The following is a 22,010-nucleotide window of genomic DNA, read 5'->3' on the forward strand; positions in this document are numbered from 1 at the left end:
GACAGGGGCCGGGAGATCCGGCCCGATCAAGTCAGGTCAGATCAGCCTGCGACCAGCAGACCTTTCTCTTTCACGATCTCATAGGCTTCGTCCAAAGACTTGCGCGCGCGTTCGATCAGCGTGTCGATTTCGGCCTTGGTGATCACCAGGGGCGGCGAGATGATCATCCGATCCCCCACATGGCGCATGATCAGGTTGTTCGCGAAACAGCGTTCGCGCGTGACATAGCCGACCGTGCCGGCATCAGCGGCAAATGGTGCGCGTTTCGATTTGTCCGGCGTCAACGCCAGCGAGGCCATCATGCCGACGATCTTGGTCTCGCCCACAAACGGGTGATCGGCAAGCGAATGCCATTTCTCGGCCAGATAGGGTGCGGTTTCTTCGCGAACGCGGTCGACGATGCCTTCTTCTTCCAGAATGCGCAGGTTTTCCAAAGCGACCGCACAGGCGACGGGATGGCCGGAATAGGTATAGCCGTGGTTGAACTCGGTCGCTGCCAGCACGTCGGCCACCTTGTCCGATACGATCGAAGCACCAATGGGGACATAGCCCGAGCTGAGCCCCTTCGCGACGGTCATAATGTCGGGTTTGATATCCAGGGTTTGACTACCGAACCAGTTGCCGGTGCGGCCGAAGCCGGTGATGACCTCGTCAACGATCAGCAGAATGTCGTATTTCTTGCAGATGCGCTGGATTTCAGCCCAGTATCCGTCGGGCGCGACGATCACACCGCCCGCCCCCTGCACGGGTTCACCAATGAACGCCGCAACCTTTTCGGGGCCGATTTCCTTGATCTTGGCTTCGAGCTGCTGGGCGCGTTCCAGACCGAATGCCTCCGGGTCCGTGTCGCCGCCTTCGGCATACCAGTTGGGTTGGTCAATAAACTCGATCCCCGGAATGGGCAGGCTGCCCTGCCCATGCATCCCCTTCATGCCACCCAGCGAGGTGCCGCCAATGGTCGACCCGTGATAGGCGTTCCAGCGCGAAATGATTACTTCGCGCTCGGGCTGCCCCTTCTCGGCCCAATAGGTGCGCACCATGCGGATGTTGGTATCGTTGGCGTCCGAGCCGCCATTGGCATAGAACACATGGTTCAGATCGCCCGGTGCCAGTTCGGCCAGCTTTTGTGCCAGCGCGATGGCGGGCACATGGGTCGTCTGGAAGAACGTGTTGTAATACGGCAGTTCACGCATCTGGCGAGAGGCCACATCCGCCAGTTCGTCACGGCCATAGCCGATATTGACGCACCACAGACCCGCCATGGCGTCCAACACCTGCTCGCCCTCGCTGTCCTTCAGCCAGATACCCTTGGCCGAGGTGATGACCCGCGCGCCTTTCTGTTTCAACTCGCCATCGGCGGTGAAGGGGTGCATGTGGTGCGCTGCGTCGATCGCCTGAAGCTCGGCGGTGGGCAGATGGTTGGTAATCTTGTTCATCTCGGGACTCCTAGAACGGTGCGGGGCGGGCGGCCATGGAATCACCAGTGGCGCCGCCCAGAGAAAAGCTGCGGTCAGAATATGATCAAAAATTTCGCTGTCAACGGCGAGACCGAAATATGATCAAACCTTTTCGGCCAGAAGGGTTTCCCGAACCTGGGCGATTCCCTGCTCGATGTCACCGCGCACCGCCGCCGCCACGCGGTCGGCGTCACCGGACTTCAGCGCCTCCAGCGCCTCGGCGTGTTTGTCAGGCAGGTTCGCCGTGCCGTATCGCCCCAGCACCACGCGCAGCGATGGGCCTGCGCGCAGCCACAGCATGTTGGCGATGGATGACAGAACCTCGGTGCCCGCAAGATCGTACAGATAGGCGTGGAACCTGTAATTGTGCTCCAGATAGCCGCGCACATCACCACGATCAATCGCCGCGTTCAGCAGGTCATCGTAGCCGACCAGCCGTTCAAATTCTGCCGGGCCGACATTTTCCGTAGCCATACGAGCCAGCTCCGGCTCGATGCTCAGACGGGCGAACGCGATTTCATCCCATTGCGCCATGTCAGGCTGCGGCACAGACACGCGGCGGTTTCCCTTGAAGATCAGAGCGCCCTCGGACGTCAGGCGGCGGATCGCCTCGCGCACCGGGGTCATGCCCACATCCAGAACCTGCACCAGCCCCTGAATTGTAACCGGCTGCCCCGGAGCAAGTTCGCCAAACAGAATCATTTCGCGCAATTTGCGGTAAACGCGCTGGTGATCTGGCAGTTTCGCGGGTTTCTCGGACAAGTGCGCCCCCTACATCACATTTGTTTTGCCAATTCCGGCGGCAAAGATAATCTTTGAAAGCAATCTACTATGCTATCGGTAATATTACCATATTGCGCCGATGGTATTTTTTTGATCAAATGTCGCAAGTCTGGGCGCAAGCCCAAAACAGGGAGAGACTGCAAATGAAAAAAACTTGGGTAACATTGGGTGTCGCACTGGCCATGGGGGCAACCGCCGCCACCGCCGAGGAAGTGCGCGTGTACAACTGGTCGGATTATATCGACGAGGACTTGCTGGCGAAATTCGAGGAAGAAACCGGGATTGACCTTGTCTATGACGTGTTCGATTCCAACGAGGTGCTTGAGACCAAGATGCTGGCCGGTGGGTCGGGTTATGACGTGGTGGTGCCTACGGCATCATTCATGGAGCGTCAGATCACTGCCGGCGTGTTTCAGACGCTTGACAAGTCCAAGCTGCCCAATGCCGGCAACCTCTGGGATGTAATCGCGGAACGCACCGCCCAATTTGACCCGGATAACGCCTATTCGATCAACTATATGTGGGGCACCACGGGTCTGGGTGTGAATGTTGGCAAGGTCAAGGAAGTCCTGGGCGAGGATGCGCCGATTGACAGCCTTTCACTGATCTTTGACCCCGCCAACATGGAAAAGCTGGCCACATGCGGCGTGCATATTCTGGACGCACCGGACGAAGTGGTGCCGGCCGCTCTGACCTATCTTGGGGAAGACCCCAATAGCCACGACCCCGAAGTGCTGGCGAAAGTCGAACCGTTGATGTCGGCGATTTCACCCTATGTGCAGAAATTCCACAGCTCGGAATACATCAACGCGCTGGCGAATGGTGACATTTGCGTGGCCTTTGGCTGGTCCGGCGATGTCCTTCAGGCACGTGACCGGGCAGCCGAGGCCGACAACGGCGTTGAAATTGCCTATAACGCCCCGAAAGAGGGTGCGCTGATGTGGTTTGACCAGATGGCTATTCCGGCGGACGCCCCCAACCCGGACGGTGCGCACAAATTCCTGAACTTCATGCTGGATGCGCAGAATATGGCGGCGGCATCGAACTATGTCTATTACGCCAACGGCAACAAAGCATCGCAGGAGTTTCTGGAAGAAGATGTGATCGGTGATCCCGCCATCTATCCGACAGAAGATGCCATGGCGAACACTTATGTGAAAGCGGCCTATCCTTCCAAGGTTCAGCGGGTCGTGACGCGCATGTGGACCGCGATCAAATCGGGCACCTGAGCCTGACCTGACGCGCCTTCCGTGTGATTTCTACATGCGGAAGGCGCCTTCATTTTCCCGCCGAGGTTATCATGTCTGACGCCGCAACTGCTCCGGTTTCTGTTTTCGCACCCTGGGAAGACCCTCAGGCCAAGCCCCTTATCCAGTTTCAGAATGTCACCAAGCGATGGGGGGATTTCACCGCCATCGACGATCTTTCCATCGACATCTATGCGCAAGAATTCTTTGCGTTGTTGGGGCCGTCAGGCTGCGGAAAGACGACGATGATGCGGATGCTGGCCGGGTTCGAGACACCTACCGAAGGCAAGATCCTTATCGACGGGCAGGACGTCGCGGTGATCCCGCCAAACAAGCGCGCCGTGAACATGATGTTTCAAAGCTATGCGCTGTTTCCGCATCTGTCGGTCGCCGAAAACATCGCTTTTGGTCTGAAACGCGACAAGCTGCCCAAGGATCAGATCGCCGCGCGGGTCGAAGAAATGCTGACCCTTGTGCAGTTGAACAAGTTTGCCAATCGCAAACCGCATCAGATTTCCGGCGGGCAGCGCCAGCGTGTCGCGCTGGCCCGGTCGCTGGCAAAGGCGCCCAAGCTCTTGTTGCTGGACGAACCGCTTGGCGCGCTGGACAAGAAACTGCGCCAAGACACGCAGTTCGAACTGATGGACATTCAGGAAAAAACCGGCACCACATTCGTGATCGTGACCCACGATCAGGAAGAGGCGATGACCGTCGCCAGCCGCATCGCGGTGATGGATCACGGCCAGATCATCCAAGTCGATACGCCATCCAAGATTTATGAAGAACCGAAATCGGTTTATGTTGCGGATTTCATCGGCGATGTGAACCTGATCAAGGGCAAAGTGTCCCACTATGACGATGGCCATGCCGCGATCAGCTGGGCCGAAGGACAGCCGGAGTTGAAAGGTATCTCGCCCCTTTCACTGACCCTTGGCAGCGAAGCGACCCTCGCCGTTCGCCCCGAGAAGCTCAGCATCTACACCTCGCGCCCGAAAGATCAGACCAACGTGATCAAGGGCAAGGTTCTGGACATTGCCTATTTGGGCAACATGTCCACCTATGTGATCGAAACGCCGACCGGTGAACATATCAAAGCCCAGATCGCGAATACGCGCCGCATTCAACGCCGGCAAATCACGTGGGAAGACAAGGTGTGGCTTAGCTTCACGGAAACCGCCGGTGTGGTGCTGGACAGATGAAACGCCTCGCTCTGATCTCTGTCCCATATCTGTGGCTACTGGCCCTGTTTCTGGTGCCCTTTCTGATCGTGTTGAAGATCAGCCTGTCGGACACAGCCCTGTCGATCCCCCCCTATACGCCAACGCTTGACCTTTCCGATGGCTGGGCGGGCGTGAAGGAATGGTGGGCCGGGCTGGATATGGAGAACTTCTGGTGGCTGACCAGTGATGACCTTTACTGGAAGGCCTATCTGTCCAGCCTGAAGATCGCCGTCATCTCGACCATCCTGACGCTTCTGGTCGGATATCCCATCGCCTATGGCATGAGCCGCGCGCCGGATGAATGGCGCCCCACCCTGATGATGCTGATCATCCTGCCCTTCTGGACCAGCTTCCTGATCCGCGTCTATTCGTGGAAGGCGATCCTGTCGAACGAAGGGCTTCTGAACCAGCTTCTGATGAACCTGGGCATCATTCAGGAGCCGCTGATCATCCTGAACACAAATGTCGCTGTCTATATCGGCATCGTCTATACCTATTTGCCCTTCATGGTGCTGCCGATCTATTCGGCGCTGGAACGGCTGGATGAAAGTCTGCTGGAAGCCGCCGAAGACCTTGGCTGCTCGCGCTTCACGGCCTTCTGGCTGGTGACCTTTCCGCTGTCCAAACAGGGCATCGTGGCCGGATCGTTCCTTGTGTTCATCCCCGCCATGGGTGAGTTCGTGATCCCGGCCCTTCTGGGTGGGTCCAAGACGCTGATGATCGGCAAGGTGTTGTGGGAGGAGTTCTTCTCGAACCGCGACTGGCCGGTGGCCTCGGCCGTGGCCGTCATTCTACTGCTCCTGCTGATCATCCCCATTGTCCTGTTCCAGCGGAACGAGGAAAAGCAAAGGGAGGCCGAGAAATGAGGCGTCTGTCCTGGTTCAACGCAATCTCCCTGACGCTGGGATTTGCCTTTCTTTACATCCCGATGCTGATCCTGATCACCTATTCCTTCAACGCGGGCAAACTGGTGACAGTCTGGTCCGGCTTCTCGACCAAATGGTATGGTGAGCTGTTCCGGAACGAGGCGTTTCTGGACGCGGCCTGGGTCACGCTGAAAGTCGCCGTGATGTCGTCCACCATCGCCACCGTCCTTGGCACCATGGCCGCATACGTGATGGTGCGCGCCGGGCGCTTTCCGGGGCGGACGCTGTTTTCCGGCATGATCTATGCGCCGCTCGTGATGCCCGAAGTGATCACCGGCCTGTCGCTGCTGCTTCTGTTCATCTCGATCGGGCTGGATCGCGGGGTTTTGACCATCGTGCTGGCGCACACCACCTTTTCGATGTGTTTCGTGTCGGTCGTCGTGTCCTCGCGCCTTGTCACCTTCGACCAGTCGCTGGAAGAGGCCGCGCTTGATCTTGGCTGCACCGGGTTCGAGGCGTTTCGCCTTGTCACCCTGCCCATCATCATGCCCGCCGTCGTGTCGGGCTGGCTGCTGGCGTTCACCCTGTCGCTGGACGATCTGGTGATCGCATCCTTCACCTCTGGCCCGAGTTCAACCACCCTGCCGATAAAGATTTTCTCGGCGGTGCGATTGGGCGTCAGCCCGGAAATCAACGCGCTGTCGACCATCATGATCGGTCTGGTGACGATCGGTGTGATCGGGGCTTCGCTGACCTCGAAACGGTCTATCGCAAAACGCCAAAAAGACGAGCAAGGGGCCATCCAATGAGCGATTTCCTGAACGAGTTCGCCACCTATTGCGACACGCATGGCCGCCCCGACCGGATCGAGCTGATGCTGTGCGATATCAACGCTGTCCTGCGCGGCAAGTGGTTGCCGGGGGACGACGAAAAGAAACTGTCTGAAGGGGCCGTGCGCCTGCCGCATTCGACCTATGTGCCCAACATCCTTGGGGCCGAAGTGTCCGAGACAGGTCTGGGCATCATCATCGGCGACCCGGACGGGCGCATCGTGCCGATCCCCGGATCGCTGAAACCGGTACCATGGGCCAAGGGCAACATGGCGCAGGTGCAGGTTGAAATGCTGGACCCGGACACCGGCAAGATCAGCGAATTGTCCTCGCGCAAGCTCTTGTCCAACATGGTGGATCGCTTCCATGATCAGGGTTGGCACCCGGTACTGGCCAGCGAGTTGGAGTTCTATCTGATCCAGCCCCGGCAGGACGAAGATGAGGCGCCAACCCCGCCCGAGCGCAGCCCGGATGCCCAGAACTATGACCTGGAGGTGTTGGAGCGCACCCAGGATGTGCTGGACGACATTCTTGAAGTGGCAGCCAAACAGGGTCTGGCAACCGATACGCTGATTGCCGAATACGGCCCCGGCCAGTTCGAGGTTAATTTTCACCACACCGACGATGTGATGAAAGCCGCCGACACGGCGCTGTTGTTCAAACGCCTCGTGCGCGGCGTGGCCCGCAATCACGGGCTGGAAGCCACGTTCATGGCCAAGCCCTATGCCAATTTCCCCGGCAACGGGATGCACCTGCACGCCTCGGTCGTTGATCGGGACGGCAAGAATATCTTCGACGACGGCAGCGGGCAGGCCTCGGACATGCTACGCGCGGCGGTGGGTGGCACGCTGGACACGATGCGCGATCTGCAGGCGATCTTTGCGCCGCATCTCAACTCCTATCGTCGCTATCGCCCGATGAGCTTTGCGCCCTCGGCCCCGGACTGGGGCTATGACAACCGCGCCGCCGGTGTGCGCCTGCCCGAAGTCTCTGGCCCGGGTGCGCGGCTGGAACACCGGATCGCCGGGGCGGATGTGAACCCCTACCTCGTGATCACCGCGATTCTCGGGGGCATCCTGCACGGGTTGAACACCAAGCCCGATCTGCCGCTTCCTCTTGACGACCCGAACGCCGAAACCGCGCCGCGCCTGACCGCCGACTGGATCCGCGCCGTCGACCGTTTCTCGCAGTCCGACATCGCGGCCGACATCTTCGGGACGCGCTATCGCGACATCTATGCCGCGGTGCGTCTGGACGAGATTGACCAACTGACCAACGAAATCAGCCAGATCGAATACCGCGCCTATCTTGGCCGGCTCTGACGCCATGCCCCGCCGCATCTATGAAGACTACGCCTATTCCGATGCGGCGCGGGCAGAATGTATCTGGCCCTTGCCCGACCACGACTGGCCTGCGCTGAAAGCAGAGGCGCGAACCGACGTGGCCATCATCGGCGGTGGTTATACGGGGCTGTCGGCAGCCCTGCATCTGGCGCAGGCGGGCGTAGGTGTCACCGTCCTGGAAGCCAATCAACCGGGTTGGGGGGCTTCTGGTCGAAATGGCGGCTTCTGTTGCATTGGTGGCGACATGCGGGGTCTGGGCGCGATCCAGAAGCGCTATGGCGACACGGCAACCCAGGCTTATTTCGACGCCCAGCGCGATGCGATCGACCTGGTGGCCGACCTTCTTGCAACCCATGCGATCGACGCCGACACCCACTCGGACGGAGAGGTCCAGCTCGCCCACCATCCCAAGGTGATGGCACGGCTCGCCACTGAGAAGGACCACTGGGCCGCCTTCGGCATCGACGCCCGCCTGATCCCGGCAGATGGCCTTGCTGCCCGGGGCCTCGCGGGCCGGTTTCATGGCGCGCTTCATGTGCCTTTGGGTTTTGCCCTGAACCCCGGTAAATATGTTGGCGGTCTTGCCAAAGCGGCCACCCGTGCAGGCGCCACGATCCATGCGCACAGCCCCGTCACGCGGATCGTCAGGACACCAAGCGGTTACACTCTTAATACCCGGCTGGGCAGGATCACTGCCGACAGACTGATCCTTGCCACCAACGGCTATGGAACCGACGGCCTGCCAGACTGGATGACCGGACGCTACCTGCCGCTGCAATCCAATATTCTGGTGACACGCCCCCTGACCGGGGACGAGATCGCCGCGCAAGGCTGGTCCTCCGACCTCATGGCTTATGACAGCCGAAACCTTCTGCATTATTTCCGGCTGCTGCCTGACCGCCGTTTCCTGTTCGGCGCACGCGGCAATATCCGGGCCAGCGCGCCGGGACAGGACGCGATGCGCGCTCGGATGCGCCGCGATCTGGCGGCCTTGTTCCCCGCATGGGCCAATATCGAAACGCCCCATTTCTGGTCTGGCCTTGTCAGCCTCTCGCCAGACCTGATGCCCTATGCCGGCCCGATCGGAGACTGGGAAAACGCCTGGGCAGGCATGAATTATCACGGAAACGGCGTCGCCATGGCCACATGGGTGGGTGCGCGGCTGGCCGACATGGCCCTTGGGCGCCAACAAGCCCTTCCCGTCCACACCCGCCCCCTGCCCCGTTTTCCCCTTGCGGGGATCCGACGCAGCTATCTCTATCCTGCTGTTCTGGGTTACCGCCTCATGGACGGTCCGCCCCCCACGTGACCCCGTGTTTTCTTCTGGCCATAAATATCCTGGGGTGAATTGGCACAGCCAAGAGGGGCAACGCCCCTTCCCCTTGTTCCCTATCCCTGCAACAGATCGGCGTAGGTTTCGCGCAGAATGTTCTTTTGCACCTTGCCCATCGTATTGCGCGGCAAGGCCTCTGCCACGACGACGCGCTTGGGCTGCTTGAATTTCGCAAGGCGGCCCGACACCCCGTCCAGGATCACACGCTCGTCGATCGACGCCCCTGCCCGGGCAACGACGACAGCCACCACAGATTCCCCGAAATCCGGGTGTGGCACGCCGATCACCGCGCTTTCCAGCACACCAGGCAGGGCATCAATCACGCCTTCGACTTCTTTCGGATAGACGTTGAAGCCCCCGGTGATGATCAGGTCCTTTCCTCGCCCGACGATCGTGACATAGTCATCGGCGTCGATCATCGCGAGGTCCCCGGTGATGAACCAGCCATCCGAACGCAGCTCTTCCGCCGTCTTCTCGGGCATCTGCCAATAGCCTGCAAAGACGTTGTCGCCGCGCACCTCCAGCACACCGATCTCGCCCCGGGGCAGTTCGGCACCCGTCTCGGGATCACACACTTTCACGTCAACGCCGGGCAGCGGGACGCCCACGGTGCCCGCGCGCCGTTCCCCTTCATAGGGGTTCGAGGTGTTCATGTTGGTTTCCGTCATTCCATAGCGTTCAAGGATCGCGTGGCCCGTGACCGCCTGCCATCGTTCGTGCGTTTCCGCCAGAAGCGGCGCTGACCCGGATATGAACAGGCGCATGTTGCGCGCGGCGTCCGTCAGCCGGTCATCTTGCAACAGCCGGGTGTAGAAGGTCGGCACCCCCATCAACGCAGAGGCCTCTGGCATGGCGCGGATGATCGCATCGGCATCGAAGCCGGGCATGAAAATCGCCGCCCCACCCGCCATCAATGTGACATTGGTTGCGACGAACAGCCCATGGGTGTGAAAAATCGGCAGGGCGTGGATCAACACGTCCTTGTCAGTGAACCGCCAGTAATCGCGAAGGGTTTCGCTGTTCGACGCCAGTGCCCGGTGGGTCAACATCGCGCCTTTCGACCGACCGGTCGTCCCCGAAGTATACAGGATCGCCGCCAGATCCAGCGCAGCGCGTGGCACCGCCCGGAACCCCGGCTCCTGCGCATCACGGGCGGGCACCAGCGTCCCTGCCTGCCCCTCGCCCAACGTCATCACATGGGCCACATTTGCATCCGCAGCCACAGACGCCAGCGCGTCCAATTTCCCCGGGTCGCAGATGAAGACGCGCGGCGCGGCATCGCCAAGGAAATAGGCCACCTCGTCCGGCGTATAGGCCGTGTTCAGGGGCAGAAACACACCGCCCGCCAACACCGTGCCCACGTAAAGCTCCAACATCGCGGGTTCCTTCGGGGCGTGCACCGCCACCCGATCCCCCGGCGCAAGGCCACGCGCCACCAGCGCCGCCGCCATACGCTCCGCATTTGACCAGAAATCACCATATGTGATCGTGCGGCCGTCGCGCACATCCGTCAGGAAGGTTGCGTCGTGGCGTCCGTCAGAGGCGCGCGAAATGGCATGGGCAAGGTGGTTCTGGTCGTACATTCTATCCTCCTGACGCTGTTCATGAATTAGCCGCGCGTCCTTGTGGGGTCAATCGACCTGACCCGGAACGGCGCGACTGCCGATCCACGCCACCGAGCAATTTGACAATCGCAGCGATTGCCCCAATCTGGGCGCATGACGGACCACAAGATTTGCATTCCTTACTATTCGGGCTTCGGCCATACGAAGCGGATCGCCCAATCCATTGCCAGGGGTGCCGGGCCCTCCGCAACGCTGTTGGATGTCGAGGACATGAGCGGCGTCGACTGGGAGGCGCTGGATGCAGCAGATGCCATCATCTTCGGGGCGCCCACCTATATGGGGTCGGCCGCAGCGCGGTTCAGCCTATTTCTGGAACAGGTGGACACGCGTTGGGAGCACGGCAGGTGGGTTGACAAGATCGCCGCCGGGTTCACAACCGCGATCCACCCCTCGGGCGACAAACTGGCCACGCTGCAACGCCTGTCCCTGTTCGCGGCCCAGATGGGCATGATCTGGGTCGGTCAGGCCGAAATCGGCGCCCCTGTGAAACCGGATCGGCCGGGCGCAAATCGCGACGGAAGCTGGCTGGGTCTGATGGTGACCGAGCAACTGGGGCAGGATGACGATCTTCCGGGCGAGGATCTGGACACTGCTTGCCGGTTCGGGCAACGCGTTGCGACGGCGACGCGACGGTGGGCGTGCGGGCGCGCCTGACCTCGCCTTCAGCGGGACTGCCGACCGCTAGCGATACGCCTTTCGTGCGATGGCAATGCGCGCCTCCATCATCGACATATCCTTCAGAATGTCGTGGCGGCGGGACGGTTCGCCGGTGGCGGCAAGTTCGTCCCGCAACTGCCGCAGTTCGCGCGACAGGCTGACAAATTCGGGCACAGCGTTGCTGTCTCGGATCAGGCGGTCCAGCAAAGCGTTTTCGGGAACTTCGACCCTTGGCAGGGGTTTGCCAGCCCCTGGCAGATCATCAAATTCACCCGCCGCCTGCGCGTCGCGAATGCGTTGGTCAACAAGGTCGAACAAGGGGTGGTCCATGAAGAAAGAATACCCCGGCACCGCAAGGGATCAAGAAATGAAAACCCCCGCCGATCTCGGGCGGGGGTTTGTCCGATTCATGGAAGCGCCATGAATACTCGGTTTACTTCTGCGTGATCCGCCCATCCAGCGTCGGCGCGGTCGACCCCAGTTCGGCCAGATATTCTGCCGTCACATCCGCAAGGTCCGGCCCGAAATCATAGGCGTTCTGGGCATCACGGAACATTTTGTATCCGTCCCCGCCATTGCGCACATAGTTGTTGGACACAACACCATAGGTCTTGGCCGGGTCGATGGGGACGAAGCTGTCACCTTCCATCACCATCACATCCGAAATCCGTTCGCCTGCGGGTTTCGACACATCGAACGTGTATTTCAGACCCGCCACCTGCGGGAAGCGGCCTGCACCTTCCTCGTGCTGGCTGACCCCGTTTTCCAGTGCCTCGACAATGGTCGCGCCGCTGACCTGGAAGGTCGACAGGGTGTTCTGGAACGGAAGAACCGTCAGGACTTCGCCCATCGTGACCTCGCCCGCGTCGATCGAGGCACGGATACCGCCACCATTCTGGATCGCGATCTGAATGCCCTGATCCTTGACCCGTGCCAGCATCGCATCGGCAATCAGATTGCCCATGGCGCATTCCTTGGAGCGGCAGCTGTCCCGCTCGCCGTCGATCATTTCCGAGGTCTGCGCCACGACCCGGTTGCGGATTTCGTCCAGAGGTGCGGCCGCTTCGGCAATGCGTGCCACGGTCGCTTCGTCCTCGGTCACGGCAGCGTCCATGATGATCGGCTCGCCCGTGGCGTCGGTGATGTTGCCTTCGTCATCGAAGGTGACGTTCAACTCGCCCAGGAATTTGCCATAGGCATAGGCCGACACGATCGCAGTGTTGCCCACCATGGTCGGATAAGGCCCTTCGGCGCGTTCGTTGGAGTTCGACAACAGCGTGTTGGTATGCCCCCCCACGATGATGTCCACGCCGGTCGTTTCAGCGGCCACCTTCTGATCGACCCCATAACCAGAATGGCTGAGCACAATGATCTTGTTCACCCCTTCCGCGGTCAGCTTGTCGACTTCGCCCTGAACCGCCTGCACGGGGTCGGTGAAGATGATGTTGGGACCGGGCGAGGCTAGTTCGTCGGTGTCCTGCGGGGTCAGACCGATCAGGCCCAGCTTTTCCCCGCCCCGTTCGATGATGGTTGACTTCGCCAGCTTGTCCGCCAGCATCGGCTCGCCCGATACATCGGCGTTGGACATCAGGACCGGGAAATCCACCGCGTCCATGAAGCCGCGCAGAACTTCGGGGCCGTCGTCGAATTCGTGGTTGCCCACAGTCATGGCGTCATAGCCCATCTTGTTCATCATCTCGGCGGCCAGCTTGCCCTTGTAATAGGTATAGAACAGCGTGCCCTGAAACTGGTCGCCCCCATCCACGAGGATCGAGTTATTCGAGCGCGCGCGCGCTTCGGCAATCGCGCTGACCAGACGGGCGGACCCGCCGAAGCATTCGCCTGCGGTGTTGTCTTCGGCCGAGCACCCGCTGTCATACTTGCTGATCGGCTCAAACCGGGCATGGAAGTCGTTGGTGTGCAGAACGGTCAATGTATAATCCGCCGCTGCTGTGCCTGCTGTCATGGCCAAAGCCGCTGCGGTCGTCATGAAACGCGTAATCATTGGGAACCCCCTGTTATTGTGTCTTGCCAACAAGTTGACGCGAGTCGGCCCGACTTGTCAAAGATCGCGATATGATTGACGAACTGACGTAACGGGAAGATGTCAGCGCGGGCAGCGACCAATTGCTGCGTTCCGCCAACACCGCTTGACGTCAGGCAAGCTGCGCGTCACATGAAGGGCATGCAGATATACAAGATCTTCCGCGCCGCAGAATGGCAGGCGTTCCAGGCAACGGGCAAAACCTTGGGCGCCCCGATTGACCTGACCGATGGCTACATCCACTTCTCGACCGCTGATCAGGTCGCCGAGACCGCGCGAAAGCACTTCGCAGGCGAAGACGGTCTGGTTCTTGCAGCCTTTGAAACCGATGCGATGGGCACCGCCCTGAAATGGGAACCGTCCCGCGGCGGTGCGCTGTTTCCGCATCTGTATCGCGAACTGGTCCTGTCCGAAGTCCTGTGGCATCGCACCTTGCCTCTTGGCGAAGGCGGCCACGTATTCCCCGAGTGTCTGGCATGAACCTGATCGAAAAAATCGGACTGAAACTTCTGCATCAGGTTGATCCGGAACGCTCGCATACGCTTGCGTTGATGGCGATGAAGGCCGGTATTGTGCCGATGCCGGGCATCGTCACAACCGACCGGCTGAAAACCTCGTTCTGCGGGATGACGTTGACCAATCCGGTCGGTCTTGCCGCAGGGTATGACAAGAACGCGAGTGTCGTGGATGCGCTGACGCAAGCCGGCTTCGGGTTCGTCGAGGTGGGCGCCGTCACCCCTCACCCGCAACCCGGCAACCCGAAACCACGGCTGTTTCGCCTGACCGAGGATCAGGCGGTGATCAACCGGTTCGGCTTCAACAACGAAGGAATGGAGGCCGCCGCTGCCCGGCTGACCCGCCGGTCGCGCCGCCGTCCGGTGCCCGTGGGTCTGAACCTTGGCGCCAACAAGGACAGCAACGATCGCGCCGCCGATTACGTGCAGGTCTTTGAAACCTGTGCCCCTTTCATCGACTTTGCCACCGTCAATGTCAGTTCGCCCAACACGGAACGACTGCGCGATCTGCAAGGGGCCGAGGCGTTGCGCGGGCTATTGTCTGGCGTGCTGGCCGCACGCGAAAACCAGGACAAGTATACACCGATCTTTCTGAAGATCGCGCCGGACCTGACCGACGCGGAACTGGCCGAAGTGGCCAAGGTGGCGCAGGACGTGGGCGTGGACGCCGTCATCGCCACCAACACCACCTTGTCCCGCGATGGACTGAAAAGCCGTCACAAGGACGAGGGCGGCGGCCTGTCCGGCCCCCCCTTGTTCGAAAAATCCACTCGCGTGCTGGCACGGCTGTCGAAGCTGACGGATGGTGACATGCCCCTGATCGGGGTGGGCGGCATTGCCTCGGCGGACGATGCGTATAAGAAAATCCTTGCCGGGGCTTCGATCGTACAGCTTTATTCGGCGCTGGCTTACAAGGGATTGAGCCTTGTGGAGGAGATCGCGCTGGGGCTGGACGCATTGTTGGAACGGGACGGGTTCGCCCATGTCGCGGACGCCGTCGGAACCGGACGAGAGGACTGGCTATGACCGAGATATGGCACAACCCGCGTTGTTCGAAATCGCGCCAGACGCTGGCAATTCTGGAAGATCGCGGCGAGGACGTTACCGTGCGCCGCTATCTGGACGATCCGCCCGATGCGGGCGCACTCAGGTCAGTGCTGACGGCCCTTGGCGTGGCCCCCATCGAACTCGTGCGCACGGGCGAAAAGACGTTCAAAGAGCTCGGGTTGTCCAAGGACAGCCCGGATGACGAGTTGATTGCTGCGATGGTGTCCCATCCGATCCTGATCGAACGACCCGTGGTGATCAAGAACGGCAAGGCCCGGATCGGCCGGCCGCCGGAAAGCGTGATCGACATTCTCTAGACTTCAGGCCGCACTGCGCTCCAGCGCAGGATAGCGCAGGCCCAAAGTCACGCCGCGCGCGATGAACGAGATCAGCAGCGCCAGCCACAGCCCGTGATTACCCAATGGCGGCATCAGGATCAGCACCGCGATGATGTAAAACACTGTGGACACCACCATCATGTTGCGCATGTCAGCGGTGCGGGTGGCGCCAATGAAGATCCCGTCCAGCATCCATGACGGCCATCCGACCAACGGCGCAAACACCATGTAGATCAGAAAGACCCGTGCGGTGGCGCGCACCTCTTCGGCGGTGGTCATCAGGTCGATGGCCATACCGCCAAACAGCAGAAACCCCAGCGCCAGCGTCGCCGAAATGCCTGCCCCCCACTGGCTGGACATGATCGCGGCCCGGCGCAGCCCGGCCCTGTTGCGCGCGCCCAGCGCCTGACCGACGAAGGTCTCGGCCCCGAAGGCAAAACCATCCATCGCATAGGCCGTGACGTTCAGGAATTGCAACAGAATCTGGTTCGCAGCCAGTTCCACGTCGGAAAACCGCGCGCCGAGGAACATGAAACTCGTGAACATCGCGGTCAGCAGCAGCGAACGGATCAGGATATCGCTGTTCACCACCGCAATGCGTTTCAGGGTTTCGGCGTGCATCACCCGTCCCCAGTCACGCCAGGCAGCGTTGGAGAACACATCCCGGCACAGCCAGATGGCCAGTGCGGCACCGCCGACTTCGGCGATCAAAGTGGCGATCGCGACACCCTCCACGCCCCATCCCAACCCCATGACAAACCACAGGTCCAACACGATGTTGACACCGTTCATGGCGACCTGAAGAACCAGAACGGCGCGCGTCCGCTCCAAAGCGATCAACCAGCCGGTAAAGGCGTTCAGCGCGATGGCAAAGGGCGCGCCCCAGATGCGGATCGTCAGATAGGCTTGCGCCATGCCCTCGACCTCGGCCGAGGCCGGGGCCAGTTTGAACGCCGCCCAGAACAGCGGGATTTGCAGCGCGATCAATGCCAGTCCGGCGACGGCCCCGATCATCGTGGCACGGGTCAGCATGGCCGACACCTCGCCCATGCGTCCTGCGCCATAGGCCTGTGCAGTCAGGCCTGTTGTGCCCATCCGCAAAAACCCAAACACCCAATAGAAGGTCGAGATGATAACCGCACCGATTCCCACCGCGCCGATCGGTGCCGCCTCGCCCAACTGGCCGATCACGCCCGTATCCACGATGCCCAGGATCGGCACCGTCACATTGGACAGCACAATCGGCCCTGCCACCGCAAGGATACGGCGGTGGGTAATCTGAACTGCACGCGAGGTCATTTCTGAGGCATCAGGAAATGGCCGGTCGCCTGTGCATAAAGCTTGTTTCGGTTGTCTTGCCAGGCCTCGACATGCACCGAAGCATAGCGCCGCCCCTGCCGAACGATCCGCGCACGTGCATAGGCGTCGCGCGGCAGACCCGACCGAAGATAGTCGATCGAAAAGTCGATGGTCTTGGGCAAATAAGGAAGGTTGTCCGGCCCCAGAGTGCCAGGATCCAGCTTGCCGCTCTCCATATCTTCCCACAGAGAGACCCAGCTGAGTTCGATCACTGCAGCGGTTTCAAGAAACGCTGCCGTCACGCCACCGTGAATGGCCGGCAACAACGGATTGCCGATCAGCTTGTCGGAAAAAGGCAGAACCGCCGTCAGCTCGTCGCCATGGCGTTCCACGGTGATCCCGAGAAAGGTCAGGTATGGCACGCTGCCCACCAAAGCCGACAGGGTCGCATCGCGCCGTTTTTTGACGACCTCGACCGGTTCCGGGCGCGGGCGTTTGACAGATCCGCTCATGTGCCATCGCCTCCGCTGATTTCGGCCGAGATTTCGGTCGAACGCCGCCTGGGATCCCCATCGGCGGAAAACGCGCCGGTTGCCGTGGCCACCGGGCGGCTTTCATCTTCATCCAGTGCAACGGCACGCACAAAGGCCACCGACCGCGTGACATGATAGCACGTGGCACGCGCGGTGATCCGCTGCCCGGGCGTCGCGGGTCGCATATAGTCGATGCGCAGGTCGATCGTGGCCGTGATGGCGGGGGCGTCCGGGTGGCTCATCACCGCCGATCCGCAGCAGGTATCCATCAGTGCCGACACCGCGCCGCCGTGAATCACCCCCGATCGCGGATCACCGATGAAACGGGGATCATAGGGCATGGACATTACGGCCTCGCCCTCGCCCAATTCGTCCAGCGTCATCCCCAATGCCCCGCAATGCGGGATGGCCTCGGTGAATTTCCGAGCGATTTCAGCTTTCTTCTCTGCAGTCAGACCTTTGATCATCACGGGCCCTCTTTTGTATCTCCGCCATTTATTGGCCCTTGCAAATCGCGCGTCCAGCCCTTACTTTCGCAATTAAGAATTATTCTCAATCGCAAGAGCTTCCATGACAGACGCCACAACCCTGACAGCCCCGATGGGGAGAATGCGCCCGAAACGCCTTTTGGTGTTGGCGATCATGCTTGCCTTGTCAGTGGCACCCGGACAACTGGGTGAACTGACACGCGAGCTGATGACCGATGCTTATGTTCAGGTTTCAGTCTTCGTGGCGGCCACGCTGTTGCTGTTTTACGGGGCCGAGCGGCTGTTCAGCTTCGACATCGGCGAAAGCCTGTCCAGAGCGCGCGGGGCACAAGTGCCTCTGGCGGCGCTGTTGGGGGCCACTCCGGGTTGCGGCGGGGCCGTCGTGGTCGTTGCTGCCTACAGTTCAGGCCATGTGGGATTCGGCGCCGTGGTGGCCACGCTGACGGCCACCATGGGCGATGCGGCGTTCCTGCTGATTGCCACGCGGCCTGATGCTGCCATCATCGTTCTGCCCCTGTCTTTGCTGGTCGGTATCCTGTCCGGCTGGCTGATCGACCATTTCCACAAGGTTGAATACCGCGCCTCGACGCTGGCAAGTTGCGAGCTTGCCCCGCTGATCGGGCGCACCCGCCCGCAGGACGTGGCCTATCTTGTTCTGGCGGCTCCGGGTCTGGTGGTGGGTGCCGCGCAACTTGCTCAGGTCGAGATCAACGCGCTGTTCGGCATTCCGGTCCAATGGATCGCCCTTGCCGGTACATTTCTGGGCCTGACGATCTGGGCCACCTCGAAACTGGCTGCAATGACCAACACCCATGACAGCCCGCTGACCCGGATGGCCGAAGAAACGAGCTTTATATCGGTCTGGGTGATCGGCGCCTATCTGGCTTACGATTACGTTGCCGAGTTCGCCGGGGTGGATATCGAGCTTCTGTTCCAGTCCATCGCCCCGCTTTTGCCGTTGATGGCCATTCTTGTCGGGCTGATCCCCGGCTGCGGCCCGCAGGTGCTTGTCACCACCCTGTACCTGAACGGCGTCATTCCTTTCGCCGCGCTGATGGGGAATGCGATCTCGAATGACGGCGATGCGCTGTTCCCGGCGATTGCGCTGAACCCGAAAGCGGCGCTGATGGCCACGCTCTATTCCACCATCCCGGCCCTGATCGTGGCCTATGGCTTCTATGTTCTGGCACCCGGCTTCATGAACTAGATCTGCGCAGCAGAGGATAAGGCTCTCGGCAATTGCACCCGCTGCAACGCTCCTTTACGCTGTGCTCCAATAAGACTGGAAATGGGGCACCGATGACCGACGACCGCCTGACCTTCAAGGAAATGTGCGCGAAATTCGACGTAACACCGCGCACGCTCAGATACTACGAATACATCGAACTTCTGAGCCCGGAAAAGGAAGGCCGCGCCCGGTACTATACCCCGCGCGAAGTTGCCCGCATGACACTGATTCTGCGCGGGCGGCGGTTTGGCTTCTCGCTTGAAGAACTGCGCCAGTGGCTTCTGATCTACGATGAAAAAGGGACCGAGGCGCAAAACCGCGCCTGGGTCGAGCTTGCCGACCGGCAACTGGTCGACCTGCGCAGACAGCAGGAACAACTGGCCGAAAGCATCACGGATTTGCAGAAGCTGCGCGATGACGTGGCCAATGCGCTGGACTGACCTGCGCTGATTCCCCCGGGAATCGCGCCCGAAGGCCGCCGTCGCCTTTGTTTTTCCAGGATCCGGCCAAACCGGCGCTGTTTTGGTTTTTGATGACAAAACATGCCCTTGCGTAATGCACTGGCGATTTCGACGTTACGTAACGACAAGAAAACCCCTGACGCCACGTTACATTTACGTCAACGTCAACTTATATAGTAAGACGTGCTGGTCAGAACACACGACCGGCGTCGGGTAAAGATTGGAGCAAGTATGACCGACGAACTGATGACCATTCGGCAAATGTGCGATGCATTCAACGTCACCGCGCGTACGCTGCGTTTTTACGAGGCGAAGGAACTGATCGCCCCCATTCGCGAAGGCCAGAAGCGGCTGTTCACCAGACGTGACCGCGCGCGACTGAAGTTGATCCTGCGGGGCAAACGCTTTGGCTTCTCGCTGGAGGAGATTCGCCAGCTTCTGGATCTCTACGACCGTGGCGATCAGCAGAAGACTCAGTTGAAACGCACCTATGACGTGGCACTTGGACATCTGGATGACCTGAAGCGCCAACGCGCTGAACTGGACGACGCAATCGACGATCTGACAAACCAGTTGCAATGGGTGAACGACAAGATCGCTTCGCTCGACGATGACCACTAAGATCTAGGACAAGGACGACCCCTATGCCCAGCTATACCGCGCCGACCAAGGACATGGCCTTCCTGCTGCATGAAGTGCTCAAGGCAGAGACACTGAACATTCCCGGATATGACGACCTGGAACCCGATTTTACGGGGGCCGTTCTGGAAGAGGCCGGAAAAGTGGCCAGCGAGGTTCTGACACCCCTGAACGTGGTGGGCGATCACGAAGGGTGCCGGCTGGAAAACGGCGTCGTTTACACCCCGTCCGGGTTCAAGGATGCGTTCGAGCAGATGAAGGAAGGCGGCTGGACCGGCTTGGACATGCCCGAAGAGTTCGGCGGCCAGAACATGCCCGTCCTGCTGGGCACGGCGGTGGGCGAGATGTTTTCGGCCGCCAACCAGGCGTTCACCATGTATCAGGGGCTGACCCACGGCGCGGCCTCGGCGATTCTGGCGCATGGCACGGATGAGCAGAAGGCGACCTTCCTGCCCAAGATGATCAGCTGTGAATGGACCGGCACGATGAACCTGACCGAACCGCATTGCGGTACCGATCTGGGCCTGATGCGGACCAAGGCGGAACCGCAGGATGATGGGTCCTACAAAGTGTCAGGGCAAAAGATCTTCATCTCGGCCGGCGATCACGACATGTCCGAGAATGTCATCCATTTGGTGCTGGCAAAAATTCCGGGCGGTCCCGACGGCATCAAGGGTGTGTCGCTGTTCATCGTGCCGAAATACAACGTGAATGACGATGGGTCGATCGGCGCGCGCAACGGTGTCAGCGTGGGCAACATCGAGAAAAAGATGGGGATCCACGGCAACTCGACCTGCGTCATGAACTATGACGAAGCGACGGGCTATCTTCTGGGTGACATGCACAAGGGGATGCGCGCGATGTTCACGATGATGAACGAAGCCCGCCTGGGCGTCGCCATGCAAGGCCTGGCGCAAGCGGAAGCTGCTTATCAGAACGCCGTGATCTATGCAAAGGACCGCCTGCAAGGACGTGATGTGACCGGCGTCAAGAACCCCGACGGACCCGCCGATCCCCTGATCGTGCATCCCGACATTCGCCGGTCACTGATGGATCAGAAAAGTTTTATCGAAGGTGCGCGCGGCTTCCTTCTGTGGGGGGCGCTGCTGATTGACCAGGCGCACCGCGCAGACGACAAGGACGCCGACGGCCTGATCAGCCTGATGACCCCGGTCCTCAAGGGTTTCCTGACCGATCAGGGCTTTGACATGACCGTTCTGGCGCAGCAAATTTACGGCGGCCACGGCTATATCGAAGAACACGGGATGAGCCAGTTCGTCCGCGACGCCCGGATCACCCAGATCTACGAAGGGGCCAATGGCGTTCAGGCACTTGACCTTGTGGGCCGCAAGCTGGCCGCCGACGGGGGCAAACACGTCATGGCCTTCTTCGATTTGATCAAGGCCTTTTGCAAGGATCAGGGTGAAGATGATGCAATGAAAGAGTTCATCGACCCCCTTAAAACCGCGTCGAAGCATCTGCAGGCCGCGTCGATGTTCTTCATGCAGAATGGTATGAAAAACCCGAACCACGCGCTGGCAGGCAGCTATGACTTCATGCACTTATTCGGCCATGTCTGCCTGGGCTACACTTGGGCGCAACAAGCCCGCGCCGCGCTGGAAGCCCTTGCAAACGGTGCCTCTGACGCCACGTTTTACGAGACCAAACTGACAACGGCGCGCTACTATATGGCACGCCGTTTGCCCGCCACGTCAATGCATCTGGCACGGATCGAAAGCGGCGCGGACACCGTCATGGCGCTGGACGCCGACGCGTTCTGAACCGCGCCAACAAAGCTAGGAGAGAACATGCCGAAACGCTTCAAACTGACCCGCCGCTTCCCCTGTGCCATGACAGAGGATGGCTATCGTCGGCTGAGGCGTTTCGCGAAAGAGGCAGGGCTTGACGAAGGTGAAGCCCTGTCCTTCCTCTTTGAACATTTCGACAGCGTAACAGACCATGAAAATCTGACAGCGCGTCTGCGCCTGTTCAATTCGGAACTGGATGCACGCAAACGCTGAACACACCGCCCGCGGCCACCACAGGAGCCTCCGGCG

At 60.4% G+C, this 22,010-nt stretch carries 23 protein-coding genes; 15 read left to right on the plus strand and 8 right to left on the minus strand.

All coding sequences use genetic code 11. The features are described from left to right. Nucleotides 1–41 precede the first annotated feature (41 nt). Both MUY21_RS01590 and MUY21_RS01595 read right to left on the minus strand, forming a co-directional pair. The gene (locus MUY21_RS01590) at nucleotides 42–1,436 is read right to left on the minus strand and encodes an aspartate aminotransferase family protein (RefSeq protein ID WP_248408661.1); all 1,395 of its coding nucleotides are present in this window, start codon (nucleotides 1,434–1,436) and stop codon (nucleotides 42–44) included. Nucleotides 1,437–1,559: 123 nt separating this feature from the next. Then, on the minus strand, nucleotides 1,560–2,219 hold the full coding sequence (locus MUY21_RS01595) for a GntR family transcriptional regulator (protein ID WP_248408662.1): 660 nt from the start codon (nucleotides 2,217–2,219) through the stop codon (nucleotides 1,560–1,562). A gap of 164 nt (nucleotides 2,220–2,383) precedes the next feature. Between MUY21_RS01595 and MUY21_RS01600 the strand changes: the two genes are divergently transcribed. From MUY21_RS01600 to MUY21_RS01625, 6 genes are all read left to right on the plus strand, one after another. Beyond that, nucleotides 2,384–3,469: a polyamine ABC transporter substrate-binding protein gene (locus MUY21_RS01600; protein WP_248408663.1), complete on the plus strand. Its 1,086-nt coding sequence runs from the start codon at nucleotides 2,384–2,386 to the stop codon at nucleotides 3,467–3,469. A gap of 71 nt (nucleotides 3,470–3,540) precedes the next feature. Beyond that, nucleotides 3,541–4,686: an ABC transporter ATP-binding protein gene (locus MUY21_RS01605; RefSeq protein WP_248408664.1), complete on the plus strand. Its 1,146-nt coding sequence runs from the start codon at nucleotides 3,541–3,543 to the stop codon at nucleotides 4,684–4,686. Next, complete coding sequence (locus tag MUY21_RS01610) at nucleotides 4,683–5,573, plus strand: ABC transporter permease subunit (protein WP_248408665.1); 891 nt, start codon at nucleotides 4,683–4,685, stop codon at nucleotides 5,571–5,573. The genes MUY21_RS01605 and MUY21_RS01610 overlap by 4 nt, the downstream gene beginning before the upstream one ends. Next, a complete protein-coding gene (locus MUY21_RS01615; RefSeq protein WP_191285068.1) occupies nucleotides 5,570–6,382 on the plus strand; it encodes an ABC transporter permease in 813 nt (270 codons plus the stop codon). Before MUY21_RS01610 ends, MUY21_RS01615 begins: the two co-directional genes overlap by 4 nt. Next, the gene (locus MUY21_RS01620) at nucleotides 6,379–7,725 is read left to right on the plus strand and encodes a glutamine synthetase family protein (protein WP_248408666.1); all 1,347 of its coding nucleotides are present in this window, start codon (nucleotides 6,379–6,381) and stop codon (nucleotides 7,723–7,725) included. Before MUY21_RS01615 ends, MUY21_RS01620 begins: the two co-directional genes overlap by 4 nt. Before the next feature lie 4 nt (nucleotides 7,726–7,729). Beyond that, nucleotides 7,730–9,055 carry an FAD-dependent oxidoreductase gene (locus MUY21_RS01625; RefSeq protein WP_248408667.1) on the plus strand — a complete coding sequence of 442 codons (1,326 nt, stop codon included), beginning with the start codon at nucleotides 7,730–7,732 and terminating at the stop codon, nucleotides 9,053–9,055. Nucleotides 9,056–9,135: 80 nt separating this feature from the next. On the opposite strand, the gene MUY21_RS01630 is transcribed toward MUY21_RS01625, so the two are convergent. Continuing rightward, nucleotides 9,136–10,662: a malonyl-CoA synthase gene (locus MUY21_RS01630; RefSeq protein ID WP_248408668.1), complete on the minus strand. Its 1,527-nt coding sequence runs from the start codon at nucleotides 10,660–10,662 to the stop codon at nucleotides 9,136–9,138. 135 nt (nucleotides 10,663–10,797) lie between these two features. On the opposite strand from MUY21_RS01630, the gene MUY21_RS01635 reads away from it, so the two are divergent. Next, entirely contained in the window at nucleotides 10,798–11,358 is a 561-nt protein-coding gene (locus tag MUY21_RS01635; RefSeq protein WP_248408669.1) for a flavodoxin family protein, read from the plus strand. A 27-nt stretch (nucleotides 11,359–11,385) separates the two neighbouring features. Here MUY21_RS01635 and MUY21_RS01640 read toward each other — a convergent pair whose 3' ends face one another. Together MUY21_RS01640 and MUY21_RS01645 are read right to left on the minus strand one after the other, a co-directional pair. Further along, nucleotides 11,386–11,691: a DUF1992 domain-containing protein gene (locus MUY21_RS01640; RefSeq protein ID WP_248408670.1), complete on the minus strand. Its 306-nt coding sequence runs from the start codon at nucleotides 11,689–11,691 to the stop codon at nucleotides 11,386–11,388. 103 nt (nucleotides 11,692–11,794) lie between these two features. Further along, nucleotides 11,795–13,366, minus strand: coding sequence for a 5'-nucleotidase C-terminal domain-containing protein (locus MUY21_RS01645; RefSeq protein ID WP_248408671.1), 1,572 nt, complete (start codon nucleotides 13,364–13,366; stop codon nucleotides 11,795–11,797). 180 nt (nucleotides 13,367–13,546) lie between these two features. Between MUY21_RS01645 and MUY21_RS01650 the strand changes: the two genes are divergently transcribed. Genes MUY21_RS01650 through arsC form a run of 3 tightly spaced genes read left to right on the plus strand, consistent with a single transcriptional unit; the run spans nucleotide 13,547 to nucleotide 15,284 of the window. After that, nucleotides 13,547–13,885 carry a DUF952 domain-containing protein gene (locus MUY21_RS01650; RefSeq protein ID WP_248408672.1) on the plus strand — a complete coding sequence of 113 codons (339 nt, stop codon included), beginning with the start codon at nucleotides 13,547–13,549 and terminating at the stop codon, nucleotides 13,883–13,885. Next, nucleotides 13,882–14,946: a quinone-dependent dihydroorotate dehydrogenase gene (locus MUY21_RS01655; RefSeq protein WP_248408673.1), complete on the plus strand. Its 1,065-nt coding sequence runs from the start codon at nucleotides 13,882–13,884 to the stop codon at nucleotides 14,944–14,946. The genes MUY21_RS01650 and MUY21_RS01655 overlap by 4 nt, the downstream gene beginning before the upstream one ends. Then, a complete protein-coding gene (gene arsC / locus MUY21_RS01660) occupies nucleotides 14,943–15,284 on the plus strand; it encodes an arsenate reductase (glutaredoxin) (RefSeq protein WP_248408674.1) in 342 nt (113 codons plus the stop codon). The genes MUY21_RS01655 and arsC overlap by 4 nt, the downstream gene beginning before the upstream one ends. A 3-nt stretch (nucleotides 15,285–15,287) precedes the next feature. On the opposite strand, the gene MUY21_RS01665 is transcribed toward arsC, so the two are convergent. Genes MUY21_RS01665 through MUY21_RS01675 form a run of 3 tightly spaced genes read right to left on the minus strand, consistent with a single transcriptional unit; the run spans nucleotide 15,288 to nucleotide 17,604 of the window. After that, nucleotides 15,288–16,604, minus strand: coding sequence for an MATE family efflux transporter (locus tag MUY21_RS01665; protein ID WP_248408675.1), 1,317 nt, complete (start codon nucleotides 16,602–16,604; stop codon nucleotides 15,288–15,290). Then, on the minus strand, nucleotides 16,601–17,116 hold the full coding sequence (locus MUY21_RS01670; RefSeq protein WP_191285079.1) for a PaaI family thioesterase: 516 nt from the start codon (nucleotides 17,114–17,116) through the stop codon (nucleotides 16,601–16,603). Before MUY21_RS01670 ends, MUY21_RS01665 begins: the two co-directional genes overlap by 4 nt. After that, nucleotides 17,113–17,604 carry a PaaI family thioesterase gene (locus tag MUY21_RS01675; protein ID WP_248408676.1) on the minus strand — a complete coding sequence of 164 codons (492 nt, stop codon included), beginning with the start codon at nucleotides 17,602–17,604 and terminating at the stop codon, nucleotides 17,113–17,115. Before MUY21_RS01675 ends, MUY21_RS01670 begins: the two co-directional genes overlap by 4 nt. Before the next feature lie 103 nt (nucleotides 17,605–17,707). Here MUY21_RS01675 and MUY21_RS01680 point away from each other — a divergent pair, with 103 nt between their 5' ends. The 5 genes from MUY21_RS01680 (at nucleotide 17,708) to MUY21_RS01700 (ending at nucleotide 21,974) form a co-directional block, all read left to right on the plus strand. Continuing rightward, the gene (locus MUY21_RS01680) at nucleotides 17,708–18,832 is read left to right on the plus strand and encodes a putative manganese transporter (RefSeq protein WP_248408677.1); all 1,125 of its coding nucleotides are present in this window, start codon (nucleotides 17,708–17,710) and stop codon (nucleotides 18,830–18,832) included. 92 nt (nucleotides 18,833–18,924) lie between these two features. After that, nucleotides 18,925–19,293, plus strand: coding sequence for a MerR family DNA-binding transcriptional regulator (locus tag MUY21_RS01685; protein ID WP_191285082.1), 369 nt, complete (start codon nucleotides 18,925–18,927; stop codon nucleotides 19,291–19,293). Nucleotides 19,294–19,545: 252 nt separating this feature from the next. After that, on the plus strand, nucleotides 19,546–19,935 hold the full coding sequence (locus MUY21_RS01690) for a MerR family DNA-binding transcriptional regulator (protein ID WP_191285083.1): 390 nt from the start codon (nucleotides 19,546–19,548) through the stop codon (nucleotides 19,933–19,935). A 23-nt stretch (nucleotides 19,936–19,958) separates the two neighbouring features. Beyond that, nucleotides 19,959–21,734 carry an acyl-CoA dehydrogenase C-terminal domain-containing protein gene (locus MUY21_RS01695; protein WP_248408678.1) on the plus strand — a complete coding sequence of 592 codons (1,776 nt, stop codon included), beginning with the start codon at nucleotides 19,959–19,961 and terminating at the stop codon, nucleotides 21,732–21,734. Nucleotides 21,735–21,761: 27 nt separating this feature from the next. Then, the gene (locus MUY21_RS01700; protein WP_091430943.1) at nucleotides 21,762–21,974 is read left to right on the plus strand and encodes a hypothetical protein; all 213 of its coding nucleotides are present in this window, start codon (nucleotides 21,762–21,764) and stop codon (nucleotides 21,972–21,974) included. Nucleotides 21,975–22,010 lie beyond the last annotated feature (36 nt).

The sequence above is a fragment of the Aliiroseovarius sp. S2029 genome (genome assembly GCF_023195575.1).
Taxonomy (GTDB): domain Bacteria; phylum Pseudomonadota; class Alphaproteobacteria; order Rhodobacterales; family Rhodobacteraceae; genus Aliiroseovarius; species Aliiroseovarius zhejiangensis.